This is a genomic window from Enterobacter sp. DNB-S2 (assembly GCF_019443845.1).
Taxonomy (GTDB): domain Bacteria; phylum Pseudomonadota; class Gammaproteobacteria; order Enterobacterales; family Enterobacteriaceae; genus Enterobacter; species Enterobacter asburiae_B.
Genome location: NZ_CP050520.1, coordinates 1,713,989 through 1,725,764 on the forward strand (window position 1 = coordinate 1,713,989; position 11,776 = coordinate 1,725,764).

The 11,776-nt window shown below is 54.4% G+C and carries 12 protein-coding genes; 9 read left to right on the top strand and 3 right to left on the bottom strand.

The window, feature by feature from the left end:
• Positions 1 to 59 precede the first annotated feature (59 nt).
• The 7 genes from lon (at position 60) to HB664_RS08095 (ending at position 6,726) form a co-directional block, all read left to right on the top strand.
• A complete protein-coding gene (lon, locus tag HB664_RS08065; RefSeq protein WP_126543958.1) occupies positions 60 to 2,414 on the top strand; it encodes an endopeptidase La in 2,355 nt (784 codons plus the stop codon).
• Between the two features lie 210 nt (positions 2,415 to 2,624).
• Complete coding sequence (gene hupB, locus HB664_RS08070) at positions 2,625 to 2,897, top strand: nucleoid-associated protein HU-beta (protein WP_002444653.1); 273 nt, start codon at positions 2,625 to 2,627, stop codon at positions 2,895 to 2,897.
• 212 nt (positions 2,898 to 3,109) lie between these two features.
• Entirely contained in the window at positions 3,110 to 4,981 is a 1,872-nt protein-coding gene (gene ppiD, locus HB664_RS08075; protein WP_219940590.1) for a peptidylprolyl isomerase, read from the top strand.
• 148 nt (positions 4,982 to 5,129) lie between these two features.
• Positions 5,130 to 5,510, top strand: a complete 381-nt coding sequence (locus tag HB664_RS08080) for a helix-hairpin-helix domain-containing protein (protein WP_219940591.1) — start codon at positions 5,130 to 5,132, stop codon at positions 5,508 to 5,510.
• Between the two features lie 99 nt (positions 5,511 to 5,609).
• Positions 5,610 to 6,008 carry a YbgC/FadM family acyl-CoA thioesterase gene (locus HB664_RS08085; RefSeq protein WP_024906822.1) on the top strand — a complete coding sequence of 133 codons (399 nt, stop codon included), beginning with the start codon at positions 5,610 to 5,612 and terminating at the stop codon, positions 6,006 to 6,008.
• A gap of 48 nt (positions 6,009 to 6,056) precedes the next feature.
• Positions 6,057 to 6,410 carry a type II toxin-antitoxin system RelE/ParE family toxin gene (locus HB664_RS08090; RefSeq protein WP_219940592.1) on the top strand — a complete coding sequence of 118 codons (354 nt, stop codon included), beginning with the start codon at positions 6,057 to 6,059 and terminating at the stop codon, positions 6,408 to 6,410.
• On the top strand, positions 6,397 to 6,726 hold the full coding sequence (locus tag HB664_RS08095) for an addiction module antidote protein (protein ID WP_219940593.1): 330 nt from the start codon (positions 6,397 to 6,399) through the stop codon (positions 6,724 to 6,726). The genes HB664_RS08090 and HB664_RS08095 overlap by 14 nt, the downstream gene beginning before the upstream one ends.
• A gap of 2 nt (positions 6,727 to 6,728) precedes the next feature.
• Here the strand turns inward: HB664_RS08095 and queC are convergent, their stop codons facing one another.
• Positions 6,729 to 7,424 carry a 7-cyano-7-deazaguanine synthase QueC gene (queC, locus tag HB664_RS08100; RefSeq protein WP_023310577.1) on the bottom strand — a complete coding sequence of 232 codons (696 nt, stop codon included), beginning with the start codon at positions 7,422 to 7,424 and terminating at the stop codon, positions 6,729 to 6,731.
• A gap of 66 nt (positions 7,425 to 7,490) precedes the next feature.
• Positions 7,491 to 9,191 carry an SgrR family transcriptional regulator gene (locus tag HB664_RS08105; protein ID WP_219940594.1) on the bottom strand — a complete coding sequence of 567 codons (1,701 nt, stop codon included), beginning with the start codon at positions 9,189 to 9,191 and terminating at the stop codon, positions 7,491 to 7,493.
• Between the two features lie 101 nt (positions 9,192 to 9,292).
• On the opposite strand from HB664_RS08105, the gene cof reads away from it, so the two are divergent.
• Positions 9,293 to 10,111 carry an HMP-PP phosphatase gene (cof, locus tag HB664_RS08110; protein ID WP_219940595.1) on the top strand — a complete coding sequence of 273 codons (819 nt, stop codon included), beginning with the start codon at positions 9,293 to 9,295 and terminating at the stop codon, positions 10,109 to 10,111.
• A 40-nt stretch (positions 10,112 to 10,151) separates the two neighbouring features.
• On the opposite strand, the gene HB664_RS08115 is transcribed toward cof, so the two are convergent.
• The gene (locus HB664_RS08115) at positions 10,152 to 11,201 is read right to left on the bottom strand and encodes a PLP-dependent cysteine synthase family protein (protein WP_219940596.1); all 1,050 of its coding nucleotides are present in this window, start codon (positions 11,199 to 11,201) and stop codon (positions 10,152 to 10,154) included.
• A 112-nt stretch (positions 11,202 to 11,313) separates the two neighbouring features.
• Between HB664_RS08115 and HB664_RS08120 the strand changes: the two genes are divergently transcribed.
• Positions 11,314 to 11,772: an Lrp/AsnC family transcriptional regulator gene (locus HB664_RS08120; RefSeq protein WP_023310581.1), complete on the top strand. Its 459-nt coding sequence runs from the start codon at positions 11,314 to 11,316 to the stop codon at positions 11,770 to 11,772.
• Positions 11,773 to 11,776: the final 4 nt, after the last annotated feature.

The window sequence follows — 11,776 nt, forward strand, 5'->3', positions numbered from 1 at the left end:
ATGTGAAGCACAGTGACATGACCAGCTTACCTGGCGGACACTAACTAAGAGAGAGCTCTATGAATCCTGAGCGTTCTGAACGCATTGAAATCCCCGTATTGCCGTTGCGCGATGTGGTGGTTTATCCGCACATGGTCATACCCTTATTTGTAGGGCGGGAAAAATCTATCCGTTGTCTCGAAGCCGCCATGGATCATGATAAAAAAATCATGCTGGTCGCGCAGAAAGAAGCATCAACGGATGAGCCGGGTGTAAACGATCTTTTCACCGTCGGGACCGTGGCCTCTATTTTGCAGATGCTGAAGCTGCCTGACGGCACCGTGAAGGTGCTGGTAGAAGGCCTGCAGCGTGCGCGTATTACCACTCTGTCAGATGACGGCGAGCACTTCTCTGCAAAGGCAGAGTACCTTGATTCGCCTGAGCTTGATGAGCGCGAACAGGAAGTGCTGGTTCGCACCGCGATTAGCCAGTTTGAAGGCTATATCAAGCTGAACAAGAAAATTCCACCAGAAGTGCTGACGTCGCTGAACAGCATCGACGATCCTGCGCGTCTGGCGGACACCATCGCTGCACATATGCCGCTGAAGCTGGCTGACAAACAGTCCGTGCTGGAAATGTCCGACGTCAACGAACGTCTGGAATACCTGATGGCGATGATGGAGTCTGAAATCGATCTGCTGCAGGTTGAGAAGCGCATTCGCAACCGCGTGAAAAAGCAGATGGAGAAATCTCAGCGTGAGTACTATCTGAACGAGCAAATGAAGGCCATTCAGAAAGAACTGGGCGAGATGGACGACGCGCCGGACGAAAACGAAGCGCTGAAGCGTAAGATCGACGCGGCGAAGATGCCGAAAGAGGCGAAAGAGAAGGCTGAAGCAGAACTGCAGAAGCTGAAAATGATGTCTCCAATGTCGGCTGAAGCGACCGTTGTACGCGGCTACATTGAGTGGATGGTGCAGGTTCCGTGGAACGCCCGCAGCAAGGTCAAAAAAGACCTGCGTCAGGCGCAGGAAATTCTGGATACCGACCACTACGGTCTGGAACGCGTGAAAGACCGCATTCTTGAGTACCTCGCGGTACAAAGCCGTGTAAACAAAATTAAAGGCCCAATTCTGTGCCTGGTTGGACCGCCGGGGGTGGGTAAAACCTCTCTGGGTCAGTCCATCGCCAAAGCGACCGGACGTAAGTATATCCGTATGGCGCTGGGTGGCGTACGCGATGAAGCGGAAATCCGCGGCCACCGCCGTACCTACATCGGTTCTATGCCGGGTAAACTGATCCAGAAGATGGCGAAAGTGGGGGTTAAAAACCCGCTGTTCCTGCTCGATGAGATCGACAAGATGTCGTCGGACATGCGTGGCGACCCTGCGTCTGCACTGCTGGAAGTGCTTGATCCAGAACAGAACGTAGCGTTCAGCGATCACTACCTGGAAGTGGACTACGACCTGAGCGATGTGATGTTCGTGGCGACCTCCAACTCCATGAACATTCCGGCCCCGCTGCTGGACCGTATGGAAGTGATCCGTCTCTCCGGTTATACCGAAGATGAGAAGCTGAACATCGCTAAGCAGCACCTGCTGCCGAAACAGATTGAGCGTAACGCGCTGAAAGCCAACGAGCTGACCGTCGAGGACAGCGCGATTGTCGGCATCATTCGCTACTACACCCGTGAAGCGGGCGTGCGTAGCCTTGAGCGTGAAATTTCGAAACTGTGTCGTAAAGCGGTGAAACAGCTGCTGCTGGATAAGAGCCTTAAGCACATTGTGATTAACGGCGACAATCTGCATGCCTATCTCGGCGTTCAGCGCTTCGACTACGGTCGAGCGGACAACGAAAACCGCGTTGGCCAGGTGACCGGCCTGGCATGGACGGAAGTGGGCGGCGATCTGCTGACCATCGAAACCGCCTGTGTCCCGGGTAAAGGCAAGCTGACCTACACCGGCTCTCTGGGTGAAGTGATGCAGGAATCCATCCAGGCAGCGCTGACCGTGGTGCGCGCGCGCGCGGAGAAACTGGGTATCAACCCTGATTTCTACGAAAAACGCGACATCCACGTGCACGTTCCGGAAGGGGCGACGCCGAAAGATGGCCCAAGCGCGGGTATTGCGATGTGTACCGCTCTGGTTTCCTGCCTGACAGGTAACCCGGTGCGTGCCGATGTGGCAATGACCGGTGAAATTACGCTGCGTGGTCAGGTTCTGCCGATTGGTGGTTTAAAAGAAAAACTGCTGGCGGCACACCGCGGTGGGATCAAAACCGTATTGATCCCTTACGAAAACAAACGCGATCTGGAAGAGATTCCGGACAATGTGATTGCCGACCTGCAGATCCATCCTGTGAAGCGAATTGAGGAAGTTCTCAGTCTCGCACTGCAGAATGAACCCTCCGGAATGCAGGTTGTAACAGCAAAATAGTGACCTCGCGCAAAGAGCGTCAATAAAAACAAGGCTGGTAAGTCATTTCGCACTTGCCAGCCTTTTTTTGTATAGCTAATTTAGATTGCTGATTAGGTCCGTCATCAACAACGGGTGTTGTAAGGTCATGGCAGGCCTGATATAACTGCTGCGCGGTCGCGTTGTGAAGGATTCAGGCGCGATATAAATTATAAAGAGAGGAAGAGAACAGTGAATAAATCTCAACTGATTGACAAAATTGCTGCGGGTGCTGATATTTCTAAAGCTGCAGCTGGACGTGCGTTAGATGCCTTAATTGCTTCTGTTACTGAATCTCTGCAGGCTGGGGACGACGTTGCACTGGTAGGTTTCGGTACTTTTGCTGTTAAAGAGCGTGCTGCCCGTACTGGCCGCAACCCTCAGACCGGTAAAGAGATCACCATTGCTGCTGCTAAAGTGCCGGGTTTCCGTGCAGGTAAAGCGCTGAAAGACGCAGTAAACTGATTGCTTTCCCGTTTCAGGGAAGCCGGAAAGTACAAGGGCGCATCATTTGATGTGCCTTTTTTGTTTGTCCAGACCTGATTTGTGCGAGTTTATGCGAGTTGTGGGCTGACAATCGCCCCGTTTTCTTGTCACAATACGCCTTCACGCGCGACGGGCAGGATTTTCCGTCAGCGTCAGGTAACCAGTCACCTACAGCGGAGTGTTGTTACACCATGATGGACAGCTTACGCACGGCTGCTAACAGTCTCGTGCTCAAGATTATTTTCGGTATCATTATCGTGTCGTTCATATTGACCGGCGTGAGCAGTTACCTTATTGGCGGTGGCGCAAACTATGCCGCAAAAGTGAATGGCCAGGAAATCAGCCGTGGTCAGTTCGAGAATGCTTTTGCCGGTGAACGTAACCGTATGCAGCAACAGCTGGGCGACCAATTCTCTGAACTGGCGGCGAACGAAGGGTACATGAAGACCCTGCGCCAACAGACACTGAACCGTCTTATCGACGAAGCGCTGCTTGATCAGTATGCCAAAAACCTGGGCCTTGGCATCAGCGATGAGCAGGTGAAAAAAGCCATCTTCTCCACGCAAGCCTTCCAGTCTAACGGTAAATTCGACAACGCGCGTTACAACAGCATCGTCAATCAAATGGGGATGACGGCCGACCAGTACGCTCAGGCGCTGCGTAACCAGCTGACCACCCAGCAGCTCATCAATGCCGTCGTGGGCACCGATTTCATGCTCAAAGGTGAAACGGATGAACTGGCCGCGCTGGTGGCGCAGCAGCGTGTTGTACGCGAAGCGACCATTGATGTGAACGCCCTGGCGGCGAAACAGCAGGTGAGCGACGCTGACGTTAACGCTTACTACGAGCAGAACAAGAATTCCTTTGTTTCTCCAGAGCAGTTCCGCGTGAGCTACATCAAGCTGGATGCGGCCGCGCTGCAGGAAACCGCGTCTGATGCTGAAATCCAGTCTTACTACGATCAGCATCAGGATCAGTTCACTCAGCCGCAGCGTAACCGCTACAGCGTAATTCAGACGAAAACCGAGGCTGATGCTAAAGCGGCGCTGGATGAGCTGAACAAAGGCGCTGATTTCGCGACCGTTGCGAAAGCGAAATCCACCGACATTATCTCTGCGAAAAACGGCGGTGATATGGGCTGGCTGGAAGATGCGACCACGCCTGACGAGCTGAAAAATGCCGGTCTGAAAGAGAAAGGCCAGCTTTCTGCCGTCATTAAGTCTTCCGTTGGTTTCCTGGTCGTGCGTCTGGACGACATCACCGCGGCGAAAACTAAGCCGCTGGCTGACGTTCGTGATGATATCGCGGCGAAAGTGAAACAGGAAAAAGCGCTGGATGCCTACTACGCGCTGCAGCAGAAGGTAAGCGATGCTGCCAGCAACGACAACGAATCTCTGGCAGGTGCAGAGCAGGCGGCGGGCGTGAAGGCGGTTGAGACGGGCTGGTTTGGTCGTGACAACCTTCCGGAAGAGCTGAACTTCAAACCGGTTTCCGATGCCATCTTCAACGGTGGTCTGGTGGGCGAAAACGGCACGCCGGGCAGTAACTCTGACATCATTACCGTCGACGGCGATCGTGCGTTTGTGTTGCGCGTCAGCGAGCACAAGCCAGAAGCGGTCAAACCGCTGGCGGAAGTGAAGGATCAGGTCGTCGCTCAGGTTAAGCACAACAAAGCGGAACAGCAGGCGAAACTGGATGCTGAGAAGATTCTGTCCGATCTGAAAGCGGGTAAAGAAGACGCGCTGAAAGCAGCTGGCCTGAGCTTCGGTGAAGCGAAAACGCTGAGCCGTACCGGCCAGGACCCAATCAGCCAGGCCGCGTTTGGTCTGACTCTGCCTGCGAAGGACAAGCCAAGCTTTGGTACCACCACCGATACGCAGGGTAACGTCGTTCTGCTGGCGCTGGATGAAGTGAAAGCCGGTACCCTGCCAGAAGCGCAGAAGAAAGCGATGGTTCAGGGGATTACCCAGAACAATGCTCAGATTGCCTTCGAAGCCATGATGAGCAACCTGCGTAAAGAAGCCAAAATCAAGCTGGGTGATGTAATGACTCAGCAGCAGTAATTACGTGTCTGCTCGCAGATTTTCGTAACGCTCTGCAAAAACTAAAGGCCGCTTTCGCGGCCTTTTCCATTTCTGCAATCTGCTGTTTGTGCCGGTTTTAACTGGCGGCTATCGTGACGTGGCTGTCAACAAACAAGGAGATAACAGCATGAAATGTGGAATCAAAGCACTGTTAATTACGCTGGCTATTGCCACCACCGGGATGAGCGCGGGCGCGCTGGCGGCGACGCCTGCTGCCAAAGCACAGGCTACGCAGAGCAAGTCCGATGCGGCAGCGCCGGTGCAAGGGCAAACCAAAGCGACAGACGCTGGTAAAAATGCGGATGATGACGGTACGCGGGTCAGTATCAATTCGGCCTCAGCGCAAGATCTCGCCCGCGCGATGAATGGCGTGGGCCTGAAAAAAGCGCAGGCCATCGTCAGCTACCGCGAAGAGTATGGTCCTTTCAAAACGGTCGACGATCTCAAGCAGGTGCCGGGCATGGGCAGCGCGCTGGTTGAGCGCAACCTCTCACACCTGACGCTGTAATTACGCAATTTCTTGCACTGCGGCAAAATTTTGCCAGGATAAAGAGGTCATACCAGTTATGACCTCTCTTCCTACAATAACAGTAAAGGCTATTGCGCTATGCAGACAAAAATCAAAGTACGCGGTTTTCATCTCGACGTTTATCAGCATGTGAACAATGCTCGCTATCTTGAGTTTCTTGAAGAAGCGCGCTGGGACGGGCTGGAAAACAGCGAAAGCTTTCAGTGGCTGACCGCGCACAACATCGCGTTTGTGGTTGTCAATATCAACATCAACTACCGCCGTCCGGCCGTGCTGGGTGACGTGCTCACGGTAACCAGCCAGGTGCAACAGATCAATGGCAAAAGTGGCGTATTAAGCCAGGTGGTGACGCTCGATCCAGAAGGGCAGGTGGTCGCAGATGCGTTGATCACGTTTGTCTGTATCGATCTGAAAACGCAGAAAGCGCTGCCGCTGGAAGGGGAGTTGCGGGAGAAGCTGGAGTTGATGATCGCTTAGAAAGGTTGTCTTTTATAAAAGACAAAAGGATTTTTCAGGGATAGAATAATGGACAGGGACTATGTCGTTGAACGCTACCGGACCCGTGACGGGAAAGTACCGTTTGAGGAGTGGGTAGTCAGAATGAATCGAAGGGATCCGGATATGGTTTTCCGGATCCTTATGCGGATTAACCGCGCGATAAAACGTAATTTTGGCGATTACAGGTATCTCAGGGAAGGTGTTTGGGAGATGCGAGTCGACAGTGGCCCCGGCTACAGAATCTATTTTTCAGTAGAGAATCGGCAGGTTTTATTGTTACCGATCGGTGGTGACAAAAAGAGCCAAAAAGCGGATATCAAACTGGCATTAGATTACTGGAAAGATCATCAAACAAAAGGACATTCCTATGAGCGCCACTGAACGAAAATATTCGAGCTCCGTTAGCCACCATGATGCTGTTGTGAAAATGCTGCGAGAGAATCCTTCCTACGCTCAGCGTTATCTGCAAACAGCCCTGGAAGAGATCTATGAAGATCAGGGAATCCCTGCCTATCTCATTGCACTCCGTCAGGTCATTGAAGCGCGAGGCGGTATTGGAGAAATTTCTGCCAAAGCAGGTCTGTCCCGTCAGCAGCTATACCGAACCTTATCAGACAACGGCAACCCAACGCTGACTACGCTGATGAAAGTCACCCGTGCTGCCGGTGTGAAATTGTGCGACAGCACGGTCAAGTAGCCCTATTTAAGACCGGTCTTTTTCTGCATCGCGGCCATCACGCCGGATTTATCGGCAAGATAGTGGTTTAGCCCGTTAGCGCGCAGATTACAGGCCGCGCACTGGCCGCAACCGTCGCCTTTGATACCGTTATAGCAGGTAAGCGTTTCGCTGCGAACAAGGTCCAGCTTGCCCCAGTAGTCCGCCAGCGCCCAGGTTTCGGCTTTATCCAGCCACATGAGCGGAGTTTCAAAGCGCGTCTCTTTCGCCATCCCCAGATTGACGGCGTGGTTTAACGCTTTTACGAACTCATCACGACAGTCCGGGTAGCCGGAGAAGTCGGTCTCGCACACGCCCGTGATCACCGCTTCGGCTTTTACCTGGTAGGCGTAGATCGCCGTCAGAGTCAGGAACAGGATATTACGGCCCGGCACGAAGGTATTTGGAATGCCGCTGGCATCGGGTTCATAGTCTGGCACAGGAATACTGTCGCGGGTGAGGCTGCTCACGGCCAGTTCATTTAACAGCGTAACGTCCAGCACTTTGTGCGCGCGTGCGCCCAGTTTCAGGGCTAGTTCACGAGCAACGTCGATTTCAGCGCGATGACGCTGACCATAATCGAAAGTGACACAGTGAACTTCATCGTACTGATGAAGGGCCTGGACCAGGCAGGTAGTTGAGTCTTGTCCTCCGCTGAACACGACGACGGCACGTTTCATAAATCATCTCGACTGTTACGGTAAAAACGTTATGTTACCGTCTGACCACGACGGCGACCAGCTTCTTCACGATTTGGGCGCGGGCAGCCAGGCTTCGGTAAAGTCAAACCAGCCGCGGGTGTTGAGGCGTATACCATTCACGCCTGGCGGAGCACTGATTTGGTATTGATAATTAAAGAGTGGCGTCAGCACCGCACTCTCCATTAACCGGTTAAAGATGGCTTGCAGTCCCGCGTGTCTATCCCGAGCCTCGGCCTGAGTCTGTACCGCATCCAGCGTGGCTTGCAGATGGGCGTAAGCCGGTGCGCTAAGAACGTGCGGCCAGAGGGCATCGCAGCGCAGCCACTGTTCAAGCGTATATTCCGGCGCTTCGCCAATCAGCCTGTCCCCCATCATGATGTCTGCATCGGCAAGCTCCAGGCATCCGTCCCACGTCTTGGCGTCGTGAAAGATGACGGTCAGTTCACACCCCTGTAGCGCCAGGTATGCCTTCAACTGGCTGGCCATGGTGTGAAGCTCAACAGGGAGATGGTAAACCAGCGTCAACGCTTCAGGGGGGATGACGTCCGATAAATCAGGCCATTCGGGGATGGTCCAGCCGGGAAGCAGTTCCTGGGTGGGCGTGATGAGCCCTTCGTTTAGCGGGAGTGTGTGAAGAAGCCCGGAGAGATGAATGATATTGATAAGCCGCTTTGCCTGAATCTCACTCAGGCGCGCGCTCTGTTTTAGCGTGAGGTAACAGAACCCCAGGCTGGTGCTGCTGCTTACCAGCCGCAGACTTTCCAGCTCGTCGGCCTCGCCAATCGCGATTTGCACCGGGTGACGACAGCTGGTGCCCAGGCTGTAATCAAAAAGCTGGGGAGTGATCCAGTATTCGATGGCTTTGAGCAGCGGATGGCTCAGGTGATACTGCTCATGGCTTTCCAGACGAACCAGGTCGGGCTCAAAAGCGGCCAGCCGAAATGGGCCACTGCCAACCGCAGGATGGTCGGGATGCGCCAGACGGCTGCAGTAGGTTGCCAGCCTGTGCGGCAGCCAGTAGTCCGGTTGATGCAGCGTAAACGTCAGACACTGTGGATGCGTTGTTTCAATACATAAGACGCTCTGAAACAGAGTGCGCAGGGCGGGAAGCGTCAACAGCGCTGTCAGACTTCGCTGGAGTTGCGCCGTTTCTATTTTATCGCCGTTATGCCAGTGCAGGGTGGAGCGAATGTAGAAATGCCAGCGCAGGCCGTCAGCAGAGACATCCCAGTGATGCGCCAGATCGCCCGTAGGTTCACTGCTGTTACCGTTAAAACGCGTCAGGCCTGAGAACACCTCTCCCGCCAGATGCTGCTCCGCCCGGCCCGGTAAAAAACCCGGCTGAAGCGGTTCCAGCGAGCGATAGTAGGGGATGCGCAGCGTCGGCGTGTCGTTTTGCCACTGCCCGCCCAAAAAAGGATGCAGTAATGACCGCAGCGCTTCAGGGGCAAGCTGGGCCAGTTCCAGCGCGTTATGCTGCTGCCCGCTTTTCAGCGCTTCTTCCATCATCGCATTGCGCAGTGACTCCGGGGCGACATGGAACGTGAGCTCACCGCGCTTACCGCGGCCAGACTGCGCTCGCCAGCTGAGCCAGCCCGCCTCCTGGGCCTGGCGCAGCAGGGTTCGGACATGCCGCTCGCTACAAAAACAGCGGGCGGCCAGCTCGCTGATGGTGACCTGTTGCGTTGCACCCTGCGAAGGCTGCCAGAGGCGGTGATACTGGTTGAGTCGATTGAGCTGGCGCATAAGAAACCCGGAACAATAATTTTCATCTATTCACTATTACTTCCGTATATCTCACACGATACTGTTGCACAAGTTAACCGCATCACATTTCGGGAGTAATCATGGCTCGGCTCGCTGCATTTGATATGGACGGTACGCTGTTAATGCCGGATCACCGTTTAGGGGAAAAAACCCTGAACACGCTGAAGCGCCTGCGCGAGCGTGATGTCACCCTGACGTTTGCCACTGGCCGCCATGTGCTGGAGATGCGCCATTTGCTGGGCGCGTTTTCCCTCGACGCCTTTCTAATTACCGGCAACGGGACGCGAATTCACACCGTAGAAGGCGATGTGCTGCACCGGCAGGATCTCAACCCGGAAGTGGCGGACATCGTGCTGCACAGCACCTGGGACACGCAGGCCAGTATCCACGTCTTTAACGATCGGGGCTGGTTTACCGGACGTGAAATTCCTGAACTGCTGCACGCGCATGTATACAGCGGTTTCAAATATCAGCTTATCGATCTGCGTCGGATCCCCGCTCATGCGGTAACCAAGATCTGCTTCTGCGGCGATCATGACGATCTGTGCCGCTTAAGGATTCAGTTGAATGAGGCGCTGGGCGACCGGGCGCACCTTACTTTCTCGGCGGTGGATTGTCTGGAAGTGCTGCCGGTGGGCTGTAACAAAGGCTCCGCTCTGGCGGTACTCAGCGACCACCTGGGCTTAACGCTGAAGGAGTGTATGGCGTTTGGTGACGCCATGAACGACCGCGAAATGCTGGGTAGCGTAGGTCGCGGTCTGATCATGGGGAATGCGATGGCGCAGCTGAAAGCAGAACTTCCCCATCTGCCGGTTATTGGCCACTGCCGCAATGAAGCAGTGTCCCATTTTTTGACGCATTGGCTGGACAACAACAATCTCCCGTATTCCCCCGAATAGTGAGACCCTTCCAGCAAGCCAGACTTCGGTCTGGCTTTTTTTATTTCACCAGGTCTGCAATCTGCGCTTTCCACGGGGCGATATCGCCGATGTTGGCCTGCACCCACTCCGCGTTGTAGTAAGTTTCAAGGTAGCGTTCGCCGCTGTCGCACAGCAGCGTGACGATGGAACCGGTACGGCCCTCTTCGCGCATACGGGCGGCAAGCTGCAGTGCGCCCCACATATTTGTGCCCGTCGATGCGCCTACTTTGCGGCCCAGCTGCGTTTCCAGCCAGTGCGCCGTTGCCACGCTTGCGGCATCCGGCACGCGCATCATCTCATCCACGACGTCGGGGATGAAAGAGGGCTCCACGCGCGGGCGGCCAATCCCTTCAATTTTACTGCCCATCGGGCTGCGCAGCTCCGCATTGCGGTTTTGCCAGTAGTCGAGGAACACGGAGTTCTGCGGGTCAACCACCATCAGTTGGGTATCGTATCCCTGACAGCGGATATAGCGTCCAATCGTGGCTGACGTGCCGCCGGTACCGGCGCTCATGACGATACAGGACGGAACCGGATGCGGTTCGTGGGTCATCTGGCGGAAAATACTGTCGGCAATGTTGTTATTGCCGCGCCAGTCGGTCGCGCGCTCGGCGAAGGTGAACTGGTCCATATAGTGACCGTTGAGCTCACGGGCCAGCATTTCGGAGGCGGCGTAGATTTCGCAGGCGCTTTCCACAAAGTGGCAGCGTCCGCCGTAAAATTCGATCTGCTCGATTTTACGTTTTGCGGTGCAGGACGGCATCACCGCGATAAACGGCAGGCCCAGCAGGCGGGCGAAATAGGCTTCGGACACCGCCGTTGAACCGGACGAAGATTCAATAATAGTGGTGCCTTCTTTAATCCAGCCGTTACATAAACCGTATAAAAACAGAGAGCGCGCCAGGCGATGCTTCAGGCTACCGGTGGGATGGGTGCTTTCATCTTTCAGATAGAGCTGAATGCCGTCAAATCCCGGCAGGGAAAGGCGAATCAGGTGCGTATCCGCCGAGCGCTGATAGTCGGCATTGATTTCGCTGATCGCATGTTTAACCCAGGTGCTATTCATCATCGTTATCCGTTTGTCATTTTGTGCCTAGGATAGCGAAAAGCACAGAAAAAATTGTTGCTATCTGGCCTTTAAAATAGAATGAAGAGAGAAAAATTTTCTCTGTGAGGTGGGTATGCTAGATAAAATTGACCGCAAGCTCCTTTCATTGCTGCAAAATGACTGTACCCTCTCTTTGCAGGCGCTGGCAGATGCCGTTAATCTGACCACCACCCCGTGCTGGAAGCGGCTTAAGAAGCTGGAAGATGACGGCATTCTTCTGGGGCGCGTCGCGTTGTTAGATCCCGAAAAACTGGGGCTTGGGCTGACGGCATTTGTGCTGATAAAAACCCAGCATCACAGCAGCGAGTGGTATTGCCGCTTCGTCACTCAGGTGTCTGAGATGCCCGAGGTGCTCGGTTTCTGGCGTATGGCCGGAGAGTATGATTACCTGATGCGCGTCCAGGTGGCCGACATGAAGCGCTATGATGATTTCTACAAGCGGCTGGTGAACAGCGTTCCGGGTTTGTCGGACGTCACCTCAAGCTTTGCCATGGAACAGATTAAATACACCACAGCATTACCCATTGAATAACTTC